We start from the raw sequence: 17720 nt of genomic DNA on the forward strand, positions 1-17720 counted from the left end.
CCCGCCGTCCCCGGCGGTTCCCCATCGGCCGGAGCAGCGGGGCGGGAGCGGCCGCGGGCAGCGGGGGCGAGGCCCGGAGACGGGGCCGTACTCAGGGCGGCACCGGCGGCACCGGCGGCAGGACCGCACGCCGCAGGAACCGCAGGACCGCCGGACCGGCACGGCCGCCGGACCGCCGGACCGGGCACGGCCGCCGGACCGCCGGACCGGGCACGGCCGTAGGAACGTCAGCCGAGGGGGACGCCCGCTTCCAGGTACAGTGCGGCGCCGCGTTCGCGGGCGCGCAGGGCCCAGCGCAGGCGTTCGAAGCGGACCGGTGGGAGCAGGTCGGCGGCCTCACGTTCGCTGACGAAGCGGCAGTCCCGCAGTTCGGGGCCAGGCAGCAGCAGGCGCCCGGCCGACTCGGAGTCGAGCCGGCCGCCGTCGAAGAGCAGCCGCAGACCGCCGTAGCCGGGGGGCGCGGGCGGTTCCCAGTCGACGACCAGCAGCCGGGGCACGTCGTCCAGGACGATCCCCGTCTCCTCGGCGACCTCGCGCATCCCGGCGCGGGCCGGGGCCTCGCCCGGCTCGACGACCCCACCGGGGAACTCCCAGCCGGCCTTGTAGGTGGGATCGACGAGCAGCACCCGGTCCTGTTCGTCGAAGAGCAGGACGCCGGAGGCGAGGGTCTCCGCGGTGGGCTCGGGCGTCTGCACGATGTCGCAGGCGGGCAGGGTCCCGCTGCCGACGGCCTCGGCGATACGGACGGCCGTCTGGTACGGGGTGAGCGCGCTGGTGTCGACGAGGTGGGCGTCGGCGGTCAGCCAGGAGGCCAGGGCGGCGCGGTAGGGCTCGATGTGGTCGTAGGCCCACTGGCGCACCCGCGTCTCGCCGTCGGGGAGGTCCGGCGGGACCTCCCGGCCGGCTATCCGCTCGCGCAGGATCGTTTCAGCCGGGGCGAGGAGCAGATGGTGGACGCCGATCCGGCGGGCCGCGAGACCACCGAAGATCTCGTCGCGGTACTCCTGGCGCAGCAGGGTCATGGGGACGACGAGGGTTCCGCCCACCTCCGCGAGCATCGCGGCCGCCGTGTCGATCACCAGCCGCCGCCAGATCGGCAGGTCCTGGTAGTCGCCGACCTCGGCGAGGTGTTTGGCCGGCAGCAGGTACCTGAGCGCGCCGCCGATGACCTCGGGGTCGAAGAGCGTGCTGTTCGGGATCAGTTCGATCAGTTCCCGTGCGGTGGTGGACTTCCCCGCACCGAACGCACCGTTGATCCAGACGATCACGGGTCCCCCTCTTCTGTTTGGCCCCCTGTGGCTTGCCCGCTCCACCCTGCCACGGAAACCGGCTCCCGTTGAGGGCGCCTGCGCGACGGTGCCGGCGTCCCCACCCCACGGGGCGGGCACGCCGGCACCGGGACGGGCCGGCTGCCTCAGGCGTTGTCCCCGAGGACCTCCTCGCCGGCCGACAGGCCGTCGTGGCCGACGACGTCGTCGACGCTGCCCACGGTGTCCTTCGTGTTCAGGTCGCCGAGCGGCTCGTGACCGGAGGCGTGGGAGGGGGTGATGGCGGCCACCACGAAACCGGTGGCGAGGGAGGCGATGGCGAGCATGCTGCGCTTCTTCATGACCGGTTCAACCGATGGAACCGGCTCGGGGTCACGCCCTGTCCCCGACCGGAGCAGACGCTCCGGATGGGACAGCGGCACCGAGCGGAGCAGATACTCCGGACGGAACAGGGCCTCGGCCGGAATGGACGCCCCGGCGGGAACAGAGCCCCGACCGGAGCAGATGTCCCGGCTGGGAACAGGGCCCCGACCGGAGCGGAGGTCGCCGCGGGCGGCGTCAGCCGGTCGTGCCACGGCGGCGGTCGAGCAGTGCGACCGCGGCGAGCAGGGCAAGGACGACCCCGGTGAACCAGGTCATCGCGGTGGTCAGGCTCGTGTAGCGGGTCGCCAGGCCGAGGCCGACGGGCAGCAGGGCCAGGCCGACGTAGGAGACCAGGAACAGCCCGGCCAGGGCCTCGCCGCGGCGCTCCGGGGCGGCCATGGCGGCGACGGCCGCGACGGCCGACTTGAACAGCACCCCGGCGCCCGCGCCCGCGACGATCCCGGCCAGCAGGAACACCGGCAGGCTCGCCGTCCGCACGCCCACCGCGAGGACCGCCACCCCGGCGGCCTGGGCGAGGAGCCCCACGGTGCGCCGGGTACGGTCGCCGAGCCGGCCGGAGAGCGTCTGGGCCGTCGCGGCGGCGCCGAACACGGCGAACACGATCAGCCCGGCCAGCGCCCGGGACGGATGGTGCAGGGTGCCGCCCACGAAGCCGGGGACCAGGGAGGTGAACAGCCCGAAGACCGCCAGGCAGGCGAAGCCGGCGGCGCTCGCGGCGAAGTACCCCGCCCGGTCGCCGTGGTCGGCGCTCACCCGCTGCGGACGGTACGCCGGGCGGACCGCGGGCTTGTCGACCGTCTCCGGGGTGCTCAGCACCGCGGCGATCCCGGCCAGCAGCAGGGCGCCGAAGACGGCGTAGGGCAGCCGCAGCGGAGCGCCGAGGTACTGGGCGAGGCCGCCGGCGATCAGCGGGCCGAGGCCGAGGCCGCCGATGTTGGCCGCGGTCGACACGATCTCGAACCGCTGCGCCGGGGCGCCGGGCCGGTGGGCACCGTGCAGCTCGTGCAGATGGGCGGTGGCCGTCGCGGTCAGCACTCCGACGCCGAGGCCGGTGATCAGCCTCGCGACGATCAGCACCCAGAGCGCGGACGAGGCCAGGAAGAGCGCGGCGGCGGCGAGTTCCAGTGCGAGCGCCGCGACCAGGACCTTCCTGCGGCCGGCCCAGTCCGAGACGTGCCCGGCCAGCAGCAGACTGGCCAGGACACCGACGGCGTACACCGCGAAGACGACGGTGACGGTGAACGTGGAGAAGCCGTCGTGCTCCTGGTACAGCGGGTAGAGCGGCGTCGGGACGGTGGAGAAGGCCATGGCCGTGACGAACACCGCGGCGACCGTCCAGAACCCGGCCCCGTACCGGCGGGCCGTCCCGCGCCGGGAGCCGGGCGCCGCCGTGCCGTCGGCCGGCGCGCGGCGCGTGGTCGGGGACATCGGCATGTCTGCGCTCCGATCCGCTGAGGTGGGCCGGACGGCCCGTTCACCGCCTACCCCTTCCAACCGGTTCCTCCCGCTCCCGCTTCCCGCGTTGTGGAGATGATCGGATGTGACGGTGATCTCCGCAGGAGACGGGCACGGGTCGCTCGGCGGGCGGAGACGGCAGGGAGCCGCGCCGGACGGAGGGCGTCGCCGCGGTCGCCGAGGAGGGCACTTCCGCGGCGGCGGCCTGGTGCCTGCACGGGGTGCGGTCGGCGGTCTCCGGCACGGGGCGAGCGCCGGAGCGCGAACTCGCCCACCGCCGCGCACGCCCCGAGGGGGACGCTCCCGCAGCGGCGGCCCGGTGCCCGCACGTGGTGCGGTCGGCGGTCTCCGGCACGGGGCGAGCGCCGGAGCGCGAACTCGCCCACCGCCGCGCACGCCCCGAGGGGGACGCTCCCGCAGCGGCGGCCCGGTGCCCGCACGTGGTGCGGTCGGCGGTCTCCGGCACCGGGCGAGCGCCGGAGCGCGAACTCGCCCACCGCCGCGCACGCCGAACCCGCGCACGCCGGACTGCGCACGGGCAGCTGCGCCCGCCGCCGACCCGCCCGAGCGGAATCCCCGCGGCGCCCGCCGGCCCGCCCTCAGGCTCCGACCGCCGTGACGCCCGGACTCCCACCGCCGTGACGCCGTGATGCCTCGGACTCCGCCCGCCGGGGCGCCTCAGACTCCGGCCGCCGTGGCGTTCGTCCGGGCGGTGAGCGCGGCCGCAGCCGCTCCCACGAGACCGGCGTCCGTGCCCATCTGCGCGGGCACGACCGTCAGGCCCCGCACGAAGGACAGGGTGGCGTACTCCCGCAGCGCCTTCCGCAGTGGCGTGAGGAGCACGTCGCCCGCCTTGCCCACACCCCCGCCGACGACGGCGATGTCGATCTCGACCAGGGTGGCGGTGGCCGCGATGCCGGCGGCCAGGGCCTGGGCGGCGCGCTCGAAGGAGGCGCCGGCGACGGGGTCCCCGGCGCGGGCCGCGGCGGCCACCGCGGCGGCCGAGGTGTCGCCGTCCGGGCCCGGCCGCCAGCCGTCGTCGAGCGCCCGGCGCGCGATGTTGGGTCCGCTCGCCAGGCGTTCCACGCAGCCGCGCGAGCCGCACGGGCAGAGGTCCCCGTCGAGGTCGACGCTGATGTGGCCGATGTGACCGGCGTTGCCCGTGGGGCCGGGGTGCAGCCGCCCGTTCAGCACCAGACCGCCTCCCACGCCCGTGGAGACCACCATGCACAGCGCGTTGTCATGGCCGCGAGCGGCGCCCTGCCAGTGCTCGGCGGCGGTGATGGCCACGCCGTCGCCGATCAGCTCGACCGGCAGCCCGCCGACCGCGGCCCGCGCCCGTTCGACCAGCGGATAGCCGCGCCAGCCCGGCACGTTCACCGGGCTCACCGTGCCCGCGGACGCGTCCACCGGGCCCGCGCTGCCTATGCCGAGGGCCGTGACGCGTCCCCACAGCGGCCCCGCGGCCAGCTCGCCGAGGACCCGCTCCACCGCCCGCATCACGGTGTCGCCGTCCTCCTGCGCGGGCGTCGCGCGCTGTGCGCGCACCAGGATGCGGCCGTGCCCGTCCACCAGGGCACCGGCGATCTTGGTGCCGCCGATGTCGAGCGCGGCCACGAGGTCGGTGTGCATCAGAGTCAGATCTCCCCGTCAGCCATGTGAGAAACCAAGGGTGGGCGCAGGCCGGTCTCGCGGTGGGGGCGCAGGCCGGGGATTGCGGTGGACAGTCTCTCCCGTGCATGACAACGTTGTCCAGGCTCTATGCTCGACGCCACATCCTCATACAGCCCCATGGTTCGCCGCATCCCCCGTGGACGACAGGACAGGACGCCGCATCGTGCCCGAGACCGCCCGCCGAGCAGACCGCCTCGCCGCCAGCCGCTACGGCAACCGTCCGACCATGAAGGACGTGGCAGCCCGCGCGGGTGTCGGGCTCAAGACCGTCTCCCGCGTGGTCAACGGCGAGCCGGGCGTCACTCCGGACACCGAGCGCCGAGTGCAGGAGGCCATCGAGGCGCTGGGCTTCCGCCGCAACGACAGCGCGCGCGTCCTGCGCAAGGGCCGTACGGCGAGCATCGGGCTGATCCTGGAGGACCTCGCCGACCCGTTCTACGGTCCGCTCAGCCGCGCGGTCGAGGAGGTGGCCCGCGCGCACGGCGCCCTGCTCATCAACGGCTCCAGCGCGGAGGACCCGGACCGCGAGCAGGAGCTCGCCCTGGCGCTGTGCGCGCGGCGGGTGGACGGTCTGGTCGTCATCCCGGCCGGGGACGACCACCGGTATCTGGAGCCGGAGATCAAGGCGGGTGTGGCCACCGTCTTCGTGGACCGCCCGGCCGGGAAGATCGACGCCGACGTGGTCCTCTCGGACAACTTCGGCGGTGCCCGTGACGGTGTCGCCCACCTCATCGCCCACGGCCACCGTCGGATCGGCTTCATCGGCGACATGCCCCGCATCCACACGGCGGCCGAGCGCCTGCGCGGCTACCGGGCGGCGATGGAGGACGCCGGAATACCGGTCGAGGATTCCTGGATGTCGCTGGGTGTCACCGACCCCGAGCGGGTGCGCGGGGCGGCCGAGGCGATGCTGTCCGGGCCCGAGCCCGTCACCGCCGTCTTCACGGGCAACAACCGGGTGACGGTCACCGTGGTCCGTGTCCTGGCCGAGCACCGCCGCCGGGTGGCGCTGGTCGGTTTCGACGACATCGAGCTGGCCGACCTGCTGGAGCCGGGCGTCACCGTGGTCGCCCAGGACGCGGCGGCCCTCGGCCGTACCGCGGCGGAGCGCCTGTTCCGCCAGCTCGACGGCACCCTCGTCGCCCCGGAGCGGATCGAGCTGCCGACCCGCCTGATCACCCGCGGCTCCGGCGAGCTGCCGCCGGCGGACTGAGCGGCCGTGGCGAACCACGCGAACGGGCGGGCGGGGGCGCACCGGGACGACCTCTCCCTGGAGGCGCTCGGCCTGGCCGAGGCGCCGCGCGACCATCCGCTGCTGTACCCCGGGGCCTGGCCGGAGCGGTCCGGGCTGCTGCACGGGGACCGCCTGCTGCCCCTGGACCGTTTCTCCCGTGCCGGCCGGCACCCGGTCCTCGCCGTCGGCTCCAACGGCTGCCCCGGCCAACTGCGCCACAAGATGGCCGAATCCGGCGTCGACGAGCCGCTGCCGATGTAGAAGGCCCGGGTCACCGGCGTCGACGTGGGCGTCTCGGCCCATGTGAGCCGCATGGGATACGTCTCCGCGTCGCCGGTCAGGGCGCCCGGGACGGTGCGGGAGCTGTTCGTCCTCTGGCTCGACGAGCGGCAACTGGCCGCCATCGACGCGAGCGAGGGGGTGCCGGTGCCCACGGGCAACTTCCGTCGCGCCTGGCTGCCCGCGCCCGACGCACTGATCGAGCCGGAGCACGGCGCCCCCCTCTCCGGCGCGCACGTCTACGTCAACCGTCACGGCGTGCTGCACGACGGCGCCGACACCCCGCGCAGACACCCGGGCGAGCGCGCCCTGCTCACCGAACTGCTCGTGGAGTCGGTCCGGTTGCGGGAGCTGTTCGGCGACACGCCCGAGCTGTTCTGCGCCCGGGCGCGGGCGGACCTGCGGCTGTGCGCGCGGGGCACACAACTGTTCGCGCAGGAGCGGCGGGTGACGGCGTCCGGCCTGGAGGCGTACGTACGGCCCTGACCGCGGCGGCGCGGGACGGGCGTACGCCCTCGACCACCGCGCGGTGGGACGGGGGCGGAGCTTGGCCGTGCGGCGCCGGACGGGCGTTCGGCGCAGACCACCGTGCGGCGCGGGGCGGGCGTACGACCTCGACCACCACACGTGCGGGACGGTCGTACCGCCACGCGCGCAGGATCCCCGACCGGGCGCACCCGTGCCGGGCGGTCCGCGGCGGACGACGGCCGCCGGTCCCGTGGCTCCGGTCCCGCTCCCGGGCGGCAGGTCCCTTCGGCCGGCTCAGCCGGCTGAGGCCGTGAGGTCGCCCCGGCGCGGCGCGGCGAAGCCCTCCAGGTCGGCCCGGGTGAGGCCGGTGAGCCGGGTGACCTCGGCGGATTCGAGCGCGCCGCAGTCCAGGCCGCGCAGCAGATAGCCGCTGAGTGCCTTGGCGGTGGCCGGTTCGTCCATCACGTCGCCGCCGGTCCGGTCGACGTAGCGGGCGAGGCGGGCGGCGGCCTGCTCGAACCCCTCGCGGTAGAAGGCGAACACGGCCGCGTACCGGGTGGGAAGGTGGCCGGGATGCATGTCCCAGCCCTGGTAGTAGGCGCGCGCCAGGGCGCGGCGGGTCAGGCCGTAGTGCAGCCGCCAGGCGTCGTGCACCTTCTCGGTCGGGCCGACAGGGAGCACGTTGGTGGAGCCGTCCGAGACACGTACGCCGGTGCCCGCGGCGGCGACCTGCATGACCGCCTTGGCGTGGTCGGCGGCGGGATGGTCGCTCGCCTGGTGGGCGGCGGAGACACCGAGGCAGGCACTGTAGTCGAAGGTGCCGTAGTGCAGGCCGGTGGCGCGGCCCTCGGCGGCCTGGATCATGCGGGCGACGGTGGCGGTGCCGTCGGCGGCGAGGATGGCCTGGCTGGTCTCGATCTGGATCTCGAAGCCGAGCCGTCCGGGCTCCAGTCCGTGGGCGCCCTCGAACGCTTCGAGCAGCCGGACCATCGCGGTGACCTGCTCCGGGTACGTCACCTTCGGAAACGTCAGCAGCAGCCCGCCGGGCAGGCCGCCGGCCTCCATCAGGCCGGTGAGGAAGATGTCGAGGGTGCGGATGCCCCGGTCGCGGACCGCGGCCTCCATGCACTTCATGCGGATGCCCGTGTACGGGGCAGTCGTGCCCTTTTCGTGCCCCTCGGCGATCAGGCGCGCCGCGCGGGCCGCGGCCCGGTCCTCCTCGGCGTCCGGGCGGGGGCCGTAGCCGTCCTCGAAGTCGACCCGAAGGTCCTCGACCGGTTCGCGTTCCAGCTTCGCGCGGACCCGGTCGTACACGGGCGCGGCGAGGGCGTCGTCCAGGCCGAGCACGGCGGCGAAGGCGGCTGCGTCGGGGGCGTGTTCGTCGAGCGCGGCGAGGGCGGCCTCGCCCCAGACGCGGACGGTGTCGGCGGTGAAGAGGTCGCCGGGGACGTAGACGGTGTGGACGGGCTGGCGGGTGCCGGGGTCACCGGGGTAGCGGCGCTCCAGCTCGGCGTCGACCGCCGCGAGGGAGGCGCTGATCTCCTCGCTGACGGCGCCCGAGAGACTGGTCGCCACCTTTTCCTGCCCGCCCTGGCCCATGCCGCACCCTCCGTTTTCCACTCTACGGAATCAACAATCCGTTGAATGAAGTTATCCGTGGATCTTCCCGCGGGTCAACACCCAGGCGTCCGGGCGGCGCGGCCCGTGGCACGGCCGAGGCCCCCGTGACCACGACGGTCACGGGGGCCTCGGCGGGTCCGGGTGGCCCGGACGTCGGCAGGGAGGGTGATCAGCCCTTGCGCGCCTTGATCTCCTCGGTCAGCTGCGGGACGACGTCGAACAGGTCGCCGACGACGCCGTAGTCGACCAGGTCGAAGATCGGGGCCTCGGCGTCCTTGTTGACGGCCACGATCGTCTTCGAGGTCTGCATACCGGCGCGGTGCTGGATCGCGCCGGAGATGCCGTTGGCGATGTAGAGCTGCGGCGAGACGGACTTGCCGGTCTGGCCGACCTGGTTGGTGTGCGGGTACCAGCCGGCGTCGACCGCGGCACGCGAGGCGCCGACGGCCGCGCCGAGGGAGTCGGCGAGCGCCTCGATGACCGAGAAGTTCTCCGCGCCGTTGACACCGCGGCCACCGGAGACCACGATCGCGGCCTCGGTCAGCTCCGGACGGCCCGTCGACTCGCGCGGGGTGCGGCCGGTGACCTTGGTGCCGGTCGCCTGGGCGGAGAAGGAGACGGACAGGGCCTCGACCGCGCCCGCGGCCGGGGCGGCCTCGACGGCGGCCGAGTTCGGCTTGACCGTGATGACCGGGGTGCCCTTGGAGACACGCGACTTGGTGGTGAAGGACGCGGCGAACACCGACTGGGTGGCCACGGGGCCCTCGTCGCCGGCCTCGAGGTCGACGGCGTCGGTGATGATGCCGGAGCCGATGCGCAGCGCCAGACGGGCCGCGATCTCCTTGCCGTCGGCGGAGGACGGGACGAGCACGGCGGCCGGGGAGACGGCCTCGACGGCCGCCTGCAGGGCGTCGACCTTCGGGACGACCAGGTAGTCGGCGTACTCGGACGCCTCGTGGGTGAGGACCTTCACCGCGCCGTGCTCGGCGAGCGTGGCGGCGGTGTCGGCGGCGCCGTTGCCCAGCGCGACGGCGACCGGCTCGCCGATGCGGCGGGCCAGGGTCAGCAGCTCCAGGGTGGGCTTGCGGACGGCACCGTCCACGTGGTCGACGTAGACGAGAACTTCAGCCATGGGATTGCTCTCCTGCGGATGTGCGAAGTCTGAGGGGCGGTCAGGGGAGGGAGCCGCTATTGGGCTTCCGGCCCTTAGATGAACTTCTGGCTCGCGAGGAACTCAGCGAGCTGCTTGCCGCCCTCGCCCTCGTCCTTGACGATCGTGCCGGCCGTGCGGGCCGGACGCTCGGCCGCGGAGTCGACCTTCGTCCAGGCGCCCTCGAGCCCGATCTCCTCGGCCTCGATCTCCAGGTCCTCCAGGTCCCAGGACTCCACCGGCTTCTTCTTGGCCGCCATGATGCCCTTGAAGGACGGGTAACGCGCCTCGCCCGACTGGTCGGTGACGGAGACGACGGCCGGGAGCTGGGCCTCCAGCCGCTCGGTGGCGGTGTCACCGTCGCGGCGGCCCGTGACCGTGCCGTCCTCGACGGAGACCTCGGACAGCAGCGTGACCTGCGGGACGCCCAGACGCTCGGCGACCAGCGCCGGTACGACGCCCATGGTGCCGTCGGTGGAGGCCATGCCGGAGACCACCAGGTCGTAGCCGGCCTTCTCGATCGCCTTGGCCAGGACCAGGGAGGTGCCGATGGCGTCCGTGCCGTGCAGGTCGTCGTCCTCGACGTGGATCGCCTTGTCGGCGCCCATCGACAGGGCCTTGCGCAGCGCGTCCTTGGCGTCCTCGGGACCCACCGTCAGGACGGTGACCTCGGCGTCGTCCGCGTTCTCCGCGATCTGCAGCGCCTGCTCGACCGCGTACTCGTCCAGCTCGGAGAGCAGACCGTCCACGTCGTCGCGGTCGACGGTCAGGTCATCGGCGAAGTGCCGGTCGCCAGTGGCGTCGGGCACGTACTTCACAGTGACAACGATCCTCAAGCTCACGCCGGCTCTCCTACTGCAATCGTCATTTCCAGGGCTGCCTTCTTGCAGGCAGCATAGGCGCCTCAAGCGGCCGATCCCGGTTGGGGCGACCAGGCGCTCCGACCGAAATATTACTCGTCAGTACACCCAGTTCATTCCCGCTAAGCAAGCGCTTTGAACTGTGACCTTTGCAACGCAGCGTAACCGGAACTCGACGGCCCCGCGGAAGGCGGAGCCGTGGATCAGTCGCGCAGCCCGTGGAAACGCCCCTGGTGGTACAGCAGGGGGCGCCCGGCGCCGGCGGGGTCGCCGAGGACGACCTCGGCGACCACGATGCGGTGGTCCCCCGCCGGGACGCGTCCCACGATCCGGCAGACGAGCCAGGCGAGGACGTCGTCGAGGACGGGCACGCCCTCGGGGCCCTCGCGCCAGGCGGTGGCCGGCCCGAAGCGGTCGGCGCCGCTGCGGGCGAAGCGGGCGGCCAGTTCCCGCTGGTGCTCACCGAGTATGTGCACGCCGACGTGGTCGGTGCCGGAGATCGCCGGCCAGCTGGAGCCGCCGGTGCCGATGCCGAAGGAGAGCAGCGGCGGGTCCGCGGAGACGGAGGTGAGGGAGGTCGCCGTGAAGCCGACCGGGCCGGCGTCGCCGCGGGCGGTGACGACCGCGACACCCGCCGCGTGCCGCCGGAAGACGGAGCGCAGCAGGTCGGGTGAGGCGGGCCGGACGGTGCCGAGGCCGGAGGTGGCCGACATGGAGTTGTCCTTCTGCTGAGGGGAGCGTGTGGGGCCGGAGCTGCTCAACGGCCCGGACAGCGCTCGCTCGCGGTGGGGGCGAGGGCTCCGGTCCGACGACGTCCGCATCCGTGGAGAAGGATTTCCGAGGGCATACGGTCAGGCTGACGAGAGCGGATGAGCACCGTCAAGTTCGTCCCATCAGGTGGGAGATGTGTCACCGTCACCGGAACGGGCGTCACACCGCCTCCCCGAGGGCGGCGATGATGTCCGCCTTGCGCGGCTGACCGGCGGCGCGCCGCACCACCCGTCCGTCCGCGTCGAGCACGAGCACCGTGGGGGTCCTGAGGATGCCGTGCGCGCGCACCAGGTCCAGTCGGGCCTCCGCGTCGATCTCGACGTGGGTCACTCCGGGGACCATGTCGGCGACCTCCCCGAGGATCCGGCGGGTGGCCCGGCACGGGGCGCAGAAGGCGCTGGAGAACTGCACCAGGGTGGCGCGCTCGCCGAGACCCTCGCCCAGCTCGGCCGTACCGAGCCGTCCGCACTCGTCGCGCCCGTGCACCCGCACTCTCCCGTTCCGCCGCCGCGGCGGCACTCCGTGGGCACCCGCCGCCGCGAGCACCGCCGTCCGGTCATCGCCCACCTCAGCGTTCCCGAGGTCGTGGGGATTCCCGGCCCTCCGCACAAGTGTGCCCCGAGGAGGGCGGCGGGCTCGCCGGCCCCGCCGCGGGCGGACGCTGGGCCGACGTGACGAGGATCTCGCCCCGTGCGGGCACGTGGGCTGGCTCCCCGGCCGTTATTGGGGCACGATCTGCGGGATGCCGTAAACCTACGGCTCCGTAACTTCCGCCGAGAACCCCTTTGCGCGGCAGAGAGAAGGGTCCGCCCCGCCCATGGCAGAGCTTGTCTACCGTCCCGTCATCGGTCTCGCCCGCACGATGTTCAAGGTGTGGGACCTCAAGATCGACTGCGCGGGTTCGGAAAACATCCCGCGCTCGGGCGGCGCCGTGCTGGTGAGCAACCACATCAGCTATCTGGACTTCATCTTCAACGGGCTGGCGGCCCTTCCGCAGAAGCGGCTGGTGCGCTTCATGGCGAAGGACTCCGTCTTCCGGCACCGGATCTCCGGCCCGCTGATGCGCGGCATGAAGCACATCCCGGTGGACCGCGCCCAGGGCGAGGCGGCCTTCGCCCACGCCCTCGACTCGCTGCGGTCCGGCGAGATCGTGGGCGTCTTCCCGGAGGCCACCATCTCGCAGTCCTTCACCCTCAAGGCCTTCAAGTCCGGCGCCGCCCGGCTGGCGCAGGAGGCGGGCGTCCCGCTGGTCCCGATGGCCGTGTGGGGCACCCAGCGGCTGTGGACCAAGGGCCATCCGCGCAACTTCAAGCGCAGCCACACCCCCATCACGATCCGGGTGGGCGAGGCCGTCGAGGCCACCCGCGACCAGTACGCGGGCGCCCTCACCCGCCGCCTGCGCGAGCGCGTGCAGGAAATGCTGGAGGCGGCGCAGCGCGCCTACCCGGCGCGCCCCAAGGGCGCCGACGACACCTGGTGGCTGCCCGCCCACCTGGGCGGGACGGCGCCGACGCCGGAGCAACTGCGCACGGCCCACTGACCCGCCGGCCTCCGGGCGTCGCTGCGGACACACCCGCGGGGCCCGGTCCCCGGCCCTCCGGGAGCCTCTAGGACGCCGGGGGCCGGACCGTGATCCGCGCGCCCGGACTGAACTTCTCCAGCAGCTCGGCCAGTTCGGCGGCCGCCGCCTCCACCTCGGTAACCGGCATCGGTGCCAGGCTCTCCAGCAGGAACAGCGCGGAGGTGGTCCGCTCGGTCAGGCGGGTGCGCGGGCCCTGGCGCCAGTTCCAGCGCCGGCAGGTCACGCCCGCCCCGTCGCACCAGACGACCTCGCCGGCGTCGGGGTGCTCGATGCTCTCCGCACTGTCGGCGACGGTCGCGAACTCCTCGTCGCCCGTGGCGCGCACCAGGCGCATCCCGCCCTGGATGCGGTCGAGGTCCTCGCCGCCGACCGGGACGAGGTGGGCGACGCTGACGGCGTTGTAGAGGTCGACGAGCGCGTTGATGCGCGGCAGACCGGCCTCCGACAGCGCCCTCCTGGCGAGCGCCTCGGCGGAGTTGCGGGTGCGGGAGGGCTTGGCGCCGAACGCCGTGTAGGCCGCGCGCCAGGCCGCCACATGCGGGTCCTCGTGCGGGGCACGGCCGTCCAGACGGGCCGCGAGACGGCGCGCCGCCTCGTCCAGCAGCGCGGAAGAGGCCTCCGTGCTGGGACCGTTGACGAGGCCGTGCGCCTCGACGGCGACATGGGTGAAGCCGGGCGCGAGGGCGCGCACGTCGTCGGACACGGTCAGGGTGAGCGTCATCGCCTGCCTCAGAGTGCGGTGGGGAGCGTCTGCCAGAGAGCCGACCGGTCGCGCGCGGCCCGGAGAGCCCCGAGCACCGCCGGATGAGGTTCAGCGTACAGGTCTGGATAGTCCACCTCATTGGACTTCGCGTCGGGAACCCAGGCCAGCCGCTCACCCTCCAGGGAGAACCGGGCGTCGACCCCCGGCTTGTTGCCACGGGGGTCCTGCCGGTGCCAGGCGCCGTGGAACCGCACGGCCACCAGGCCGTGCACGGCATGACCGGGGCCGTCGTCGCGCGCCAGCCGCTGGTAGCACAGGGCGGCCGGGATGTCCTCGGCGCGCAGCAGCGCGGCCAGCGCGTGCGCCTTGGCATGGCAGATCCCGGTGCGCCGCCGGAGGACGTCCGAGGCGCGCCAGGTGACGCGCGGATCCCCGCTGTCGGCGGAGTGCGGGATCGTGTCGCGCACGAACTCGAAGGCCGCCTGCGCATAGGCATACGAGTCGGCCACCCGTCCGGCCAGACGGGCGGCCGTGTCGCGCACCACCGGATGATCGTGGTCGATGACCTCGTCGGCGGCCAGATAGGCGGAGAGGTCCGGGTCCTGCTGGATCAGCTGCATGCGCGGGAGCATAGGAATGTGACCGGCCGTCAGTCAATGACTTTCCGATCGCCCGCATATCCATGCAGAATCAGTGACGACACCCGCGATCGCAGGACCGCCTCGCTAGCGCGCCATCTCCTCCTTGAGCGCGGCGACGAACGCGTCCACGTCGTCCTCGGTGGTGTCGAAGGAGCACATCCACCGGACCACACCGTCGGCCTCGTCCCAGAAGTAGAAACGGAACCGCTTCTGCAGGCGCTCGCTCACGTCGTGCGGGAGGCGGGCGAAGACGCCGTTGGCCTGCACCGGGTAGAGGATCTCCACGCCGTGCACGGCGCGCACGCCCTCCGCCAGCCGCTGGGCCATCTCGTTGGCGTGGCGGGCGTTGCGCAGCCACAGGTCCTTGGCGAGCAGGGCCTCCAGTTGCACCGACACGAAGCGCATCTTGGAGGCGAGTTGCATGGACATCTTCCGCAGGTGCTTCATGTGCCGGACGGCGTCCTGGTTGATGACGACGACCGCCTCGCCCAGCAGGGCACCGTTCTTCGTCCCGCCCAGCGAGAGGATGTCGACGCCGACCGCGTTGGTGAACGTCCGCATGGGGACGTTCAGCGAGGCCGCCGCGTTGGCGATCCGGGAGCCGTCCAGGTGCACCCGCATCCCGCGGGCGTGGGCGTGCTCGCAGATCGCGCGGATCTCCTCGGGCGTGTAGAGGGTGCCCAGCTCGGTGCTCTGGGTGATCGAGACCACCTGCGGCATGGCGCGGTGCTCGTCCTCCCAGCCGTACGCCTGCCGGTCGATCAGCTCGGGTGTGAGCTTGCCGTCCGGCGTGGGCACGGTGAGCAGCTTGAGGCCGCCCATCCGTTCCGGGGCGCCGCCCTCGTCGACATTGATGTGCGCGCTCTCGGCGCAGATCACCGCGCCCCAGCGGTCGGTGACCGCCTGGAGCGCGACGACGTTGGCGCCGGTGCCGTTGAAGACCGGGAAGGCCTCGGCGGTGGCACCGAAGTGGCTGCGGACGATCCGCTGGAGGTTCTCGGTGTAGGCGTCCTCGCCGTACGCGACCTGGTGCCCGCCGTTGGCCACGGCCAGGGCGGCGAGCACCTCCGGGTGGACCCCGGCGTAGTTGTCGCTGGCGAAACCGCGGACCTCCGGGTCGTGATGGCGACGCGCGTCGGTCCTGGGAGGGTTCACGGCTTCTCGGTGAGCCACAGACGGTTTCCGTTCACTTCCGCGGCGGGCTTGTCCCAGACGCCGGCGATGGCCTCGGCGAGGTCCTTGACGTCCGTGAAGCCCGCGAACTTCGCGTTGGGGCGCTCGGCGCGCATCGCGTCGTGCACCAACGCCTTCACCACCAGGATCGCAGCCGCGGACGTCGGCCCCTCGGCGCCCTCGGCCTTCCCGGCCTTGCGGAAGTAGTCGGCCATGGCCAGCGTCCACGCCTCGGCCGCGGCCTTCGCCGCGGAGTAGGCCGCGTTGCCCGCGGTGGGCTTGCTCGCGCCCGCCGCGCTGATCAGGAGGTACCGGCCGCGGTCGCTGCGCTGCAGCGCCTCGTGGAAGGCGAGGGAGGTGTGCTGCACGGTCCGGATGAGCAGCTTCTCCAGCACCGACCAGTCGCTGAGGCTGGTCTTGGTGAAGGTCTCGCTGCCGCGCCAGCCTCCGACGAGGTGGACCAGGCCGTCCACCCGGCCGTACTCCTTCTCGATGTGCGCGGCCCAGTCGCGGGTGGACTGCAGGTCGAGCAGGTCGACCTTCTCGCCGGTGACGGTGGCGCCGCCGGAGGCGTAGCGCGCCGCGTCGACGGCCTCCGCGAGCCGCTCCGGGTCGTTGTCCGAGCCGACGACGGTCGCGCCCGCCTCGGCGAGGCGCAGCAGCGTGGCCCGGCCGGCGGGTCCGCCCGCGCCGGCCACCGCGATCACCGCACCGCTCAGTGCCCTGTTTCCGTTCCCCACCATGTTCTCCTCCCGAGCAGTCTGGGCGCGGTCGCTCACGCGGCGATCCGCTCGGCGCCGTCCGCCGTGATGCCCTTGGTGGAGGCGATCACGTTCTTCAGCTTCTTGGACAGGGCCTCGTAGAACATGCTCAGCGGAAACTCGTCCGGAAGCACGTCGTCGACGAGCTTGCGCGGCGGCTGGGACAGGTCGAGGGCGTCGGGGCCCTTGGCCCACTTCGAACCCGGGTGCGGGGCGAGGTAGCCGGCGACCAGTTCGTAGCCCGCGAACCAGTGCACCAGCTTCGGGCGGTCGATGCCGTCGCGGTAGAGCTTCTCGATCTCGGCGCAGAGCTGGTTGGTGACCTGCGGGGCGCGCTGCCAGTCGATGAGGAGCTTGTTGTCCGTCCAGCGCACGACGTCGTGCTTGTGCAGGTAGGCGAAGAGCAGCTGGCCGCCGAGGCCGTCGTAGTTGCGCACGCGCTCGCCGGTGACCGGGAAGCGGAACATGCGGTCGAACAGCACCGCGTACTGCACGTCACGGGCCTGCGGGACGCCGTCGGTCTCCAGCTTCACGGCCTCCTTGAAGGCGGTGAGGTCGCAGCGCAGCTCCTCCAGGCCGTACATCCAGAACGGCTGACGCTGCTTGATCATGAAGGGGTCGAACGGCAGGTCGCCGTGGCTGTGGGTGCGGTCGTGGACCATGTCCCAGAGCACGAAGGCCTCTTCGCAGCGCTTCTGGTCGTGCACCATGGCGGCGATGTCCTCGGGCAGCTCGAGGCCCAGGATGTCGACGGCGGCTGCGGTCACCCGGCGGAAGCGGGCGGCCTCGCGGTCGCAGAAGATGCCGCCCCAGGAGAACCGCTCCGGCGCCTCGCGCACGGCGATCGTCTCGGGGAAGAGCACGGCGGAGTTGGTGTCGTACCCGGCCGTGAAGTCCTCGAAGGTGATGCCGCAGAACAGCGGGTTGTCGTACCGGGTGCGCTCCAGCTCGGCCAGCCAGTCCGGCCAGACCATGCGCAGCACGACCGCCTCGAGGTTGCGGTCCGGGTTGCCGTTCTGCGTGTACATCGGGAAGACCACGAGGTGCTGGAGGCCGTCCTCGCGGTGGGCGGCGGGCTGGAAGGCCAGCAGCGAGTCGAGGAAGTCCGGTACCTGGAAGCCCCCGTCGGCCCAGCGGCGCAGATCCTTGACCAGGGCCTCGTGGTAGGCCGCGTCGTGCGGAAGCAGCGGGGCCAGCTCCTCGACCGCCCGGAGCACGCGGTGCACGGCGCCCTCGGCGTCCGCGCGCTCCGGCGCGCCCTCGGCCTCGAAGTCGATCGAGCCGTCCTTCGACTGCCATGGCCGGATCTGCTCCACGGCATCCTTGAGCACGGGCCACGCCGGGTGCTCCACCACCCTGGTCGCGGAAGGAACCTGCCCCTCCGAACCCGACTGCACAAGAATTTCCGTCATGTCCCATCCTCCACAGGAGAACCTCGCGTAAGCAGACCGTATACATACGAGCTTTCTCCCAGCAAGGGGGGCCTCGGGAAATTATTCTGCTCACACCCTCCGCCACCGCTCATTTTCCTGCCGGAGGCTCGCATGGGCGCGCCTACCCTAGTCCGTCCGGGTGATGCGCCCCGCCGAGCGTGATCTGGCACATTTCGGCCATACCGAAGCTGGGCGCGGGTGGAGGTGGCTGCCGCGGTGGCGGTGGCGACGGCGGGTCGGGCGGCGACGAGGGCGGCCAGGCGT

Annotated in this window: 16 protein-coding genes and 1 pseudogene; 3 read left to right on the forward strand and 14 right to left on the reverse strand. The window is 73.1% G+C overall.

The features are described 5' to 3' along the window. Positions 1-227: 227 nt before the first annotated feature. The 4 genes from ACF1A5_RS14815 to ACF1A5_RS14830 form a co-directional block, all read right to left on the reverse strand. Positions 228-1268: an NUDIX domain-containing protein gene (locus ACF1A5_RS14815; protein WP_392193234.1), complete on the reverse strand. Its 1041-nt coding sequence runs from the start codon at positions 1266-1268 to the stop codon at positions 228-230. Positions 1269-1414: 146 nt separating this feature from the next. Beyond that, positions 1415-1609 carry a hypothetical protein gene (locus tag ACF1A5_RS14820; RefSeq protein ID WP_392193235.1) on the reverse strand — a complete coding sequence of 65 codons (195 nt, stop codon included), beginning with the start codon at positions 1607-1609 and terminating at the stop codon, positions 1415-1417. A gap of 217 nt (positions 1610-1826) precedes the next feature. Then, on the reverse strand, positions 1827-3086 hold the full coding sequence (locus ACF1A5_RS14825; protein ID WP_392193236.1) for an MFS transporter: 1260 nt from the start codon (positions 3084-3086) through the stop codon (positions 1827-1829). 699 nt (positions 3087-3785) lie between these two features. Further along, on the reverse strand, positions 3786-4739 hold the full coding sequence (locus ACF1A5_RS14830) for an ROK family protein (RefSeq protein WP_392193237.1): 954 nt from the start codon (positions 4737-4739) through the stop codon (positions 3786-3788). Between the two features lie 178 nt (positions 4740-4917). Between ACF1A5_RS14830 and ACF1A5_RS14835 the strand changes: the two genes are divergently transcribed. Further along, positions 4918-5994 (forward strand): LacI family DNA-binding transcriptional regulator, encoded by a 1077-nt coding sequence (locus ACF1A5_RS14835; protein WP_392193238.1) that lies wholly within the window; start codon positions 4918-4920, stop codon positions 5992-5994. Positions 5995-6051: 57 nt separating this feature from the next. Continuing rightward, positions 6052-6780 (forward strand): annotated as a pseudogene (locus ACF1A5_RS14840) (hypothetical protein). Between the two features lie 276 nt (positions 6781-7056). Here ACF1A5_RS14840 and ACF1A5_RS14845 read toward each other — a convergent pair. The 5 genes from ACF1A5_RS14845 to ACF1A5_RS14865 all read right to left on the reverse strand — a co-directional run bounded on the left by ACF1A5_RS14845 (position 7057) and on the right by ACF1A5_RS14865 (position 11730). Continuing rightward, positions 7057-8361 carry a DUF6986 family protein gene (locus tag ACF1A5_RS14845; protein WP_392193239.1) on the reverse strand — a complete coding sequence of 435 codons (1305 nt, stop codon included), beginning with the start codon at positions 8359-8361 and terminating at the stop codon, positions 7057-7059. 190 nt (positions 8362-8551) lie between these two features. After that, positions 8552-9514: an electron transfer flavoprotein subunit alpha/FixB family protein gene (locus tag ACF1A5_RS14850; RefSeq protein WP_392193240.1), complete on the reverse strand. Its 963-nt coding sequence runs from the start codon at positions 9512-9514 to the stop codon at positions 8552-8554. A 74-nt stretch (positions 9515-9588) separates the two neighbouring features. After that, positions 9589-10374 carry an electron transfer flavoprotein subunit beta/FixA family protein gene (locus tag ACF1A5_RS14855; protein ID WP_392193241.1) on the reverse strand — a complete coding sequence of 262 codons (786 nt, stop codon included), beginning with the start codon at positions 10372-10374 and terminating at the stop codon, positions 9589-9591. A gap of 221 nt (positions 10375-10595) precedes the next feature. Further along, complete coding sequence (locus ACF1A5_RS14860; RefSeq protein ID WP_392193242.1) at positions 10596-11105, reverse strand: flavin reductase family protein; 510 nt, start codon at positions 11103-11105, stop codon at positions 10596-10598. Positions 11106-11322: 217 nt separating this feature from the next. Then, a complete protein-coding gene (locus ACF1A5_RS14865) occupies positions 11323-11730 on the reverse strand; it encodes a TlpA family protein disulfide reductase (protein WP_392193243.1) in 408 nt (135 codons plus the stop codon). A 250-nt stretch (positions 11731-11980) separates the two neighbouring features. Here ACF1A5_RS14865 and ACF1A5_RS14870 point away from each other — a divergent pair, with 250 nt between their 5' ends. Beyond that, entirely contained in the window at positions 11981-12703 is a 723-nt protein-coding gene (locus ACF1A5_RS14870) for a lysophospholipid acyltransferase family protein (protein WP_392193244.1), read from the forward strand. Between the two features lie 67 nt (positions 12704-12770). On the opposite strand, the gene ACF1A5_RS14875 is transcribed toward ACF1A5_RS14870, so the two are convergent. The 5 genes from ACF1A5_RS14875 to ACF1A5_RS14895 all read right to left on the reverse strand — a co-directional run bounded on the left by ACF1A5_RS14875 (position 12771) and on the right by ACF1A5_RS14895 (position 17435). Further along, positions 12771-13466, reverse strand: coding sequence for a B3/4 domain-containing protein (locus tag ACF1A5_RS14875; protein ID WP_392193245.1), 696 nt, complete (start codon positions 13464-13466; stop codon positions 12771-12773). A gap of 8 nt (positions 13467-13474) precedes the next feature. Then, positions 13475-14068, reverse strand: coding sequence for a transglutaminase domain-containing protein (locus ACF1A5_RS14880; RefSeq protein ID WP_392193246.1), 594 nt, complete (start codon positions 14066-14068; stop codon positions 13475-13477). Between the two features lie 105 nt (positions 14069-14173). Next, complete coding sequence (locus ACF1A5_RS14885; protein ID WP_392193247.1) at positions 14174-15244, reverse strand: threonine aldolase family protein; 1071 nt, start codon at positions 15242-15244, stop codon at positions 14174-14176. Then, on the reverse strand, positions 15241-16005 hold the full coding sequence (locus ACF1A5_RS14890) for an SDR family NAD(P)-dependent oxidoreductase (protein WP_392193248.1): 765 nt from the start codon (positions 16003-16005) through the stop codon (positions 15241-15243). Before ACF1A5_RS14890 ends, ACF1A5_RS14885 begins: the two co-directional genes overlap by 4 nt. A 32-nt stretch (positions 16006-16037) precedes the next feature. Continuing rightward, on the reverse strand, positions 16038-17435 hold the full coding sequence (locus tag ACF1A5_RS14895) for a DUF6421 family protein (protein ID WP_392193249.1): 1398 nt from the start codon (positions 17433-17435) through the stop codon (positions 16038-16040). Positions 17436-17720 lie beyond the last annotated feature (285 nt).

This window comes from Streptomyces sp. NPDC014864 (assembly GCF_043081525.1).
Taxonomy (GTDB): Bacteria; Actinomycetota; Actinomycetes; order Streptomycetales; family Streptomycetaceae; genus Streptomyces.

Bases quoted from the DNA above. Each gene is read 5' to 3' on its own strand.
- ACF1A5_RS14820 (WP_392193235.1), bottom strand. From the start codon at position 1,609: ATGAAGAAGCGCAGCATGCTCGCCATCGCCTCCCTCGCCACCGGTTTC.
- ACF1A5_RS14825 (WP_392193236.1), bottom strand. From the start codon at position 3,086: ATGCCGATGTCCCCGACCACGCGCCGCGCGCCGGCCGACGGCACGGCG.
- ACF1A5_RS14830 (WP_392193237.1), bottom strand. From the start codon at position 4,739: ATGCACACCGACCTCGTGGCCGCGCTCGACATCGGCGGCACCAAGATC.
- ACF1A5_RS14845 (WP_392193239.1), bottom strand. From the start codon at position 8,361: ATGGGCCAGGGCGGGCAGGAAAAGGTGGCGACCAGTCTCTCGGGCGCC.
- ACF1A5_RS14850 (WP_392193240.1), bottom strand. From the start codon at position 9,514: ATGGCTGAAGTTCTCGTCTACGTCGACCACGTGGACGGTGCCGTCCGC.
- ACF1A5_RS14860 (WP_392193242.1), bottom strand. From the start codon at position 11,105: ATGTCGGCCACCTCCGGCCTCGGCACCGTCCGGCCCGCCTCACCCGAC.
- ACF1A5_RS14870 (WP_392193244.1), top strand. From the start codon at position 11,981: ATGGCAGAGCTTGTCTACCGTCCCGTCATCGGTCTCGCCCGCACGATG.
- ACF1A5_RS14875 (WP_392193245.1), bottom strand. From the start codon at position 13,466: ATGACGCTCACCCTGACCGTGTCCGACGACGTGCGCGCCCTCGCGCCC.
- ACF1A5_RS14880 (WP_392193246.1), bottom strand. From the start codon at position 14,068: ATGCAGCTGATCCAGCAGGACCCGGACCTCTCCGCCTATCTGGCCGCC.
- ACF1A5_RS14890 (WP_392193248.1), bottom strand. From the start codon at position 16,005: ATGGTGGGGAACGGAAACAGGGCACTGAGCGGTGCGGTGATCGCGGTG.
- ACF1A5_RS14895 (WP_392193249.1), bottom strand. From the start codon at position 17,435: ATGACGGAAATTCTTGTGCAGTCGGGTTCGGAGGGGCAGGTTCCTTCC.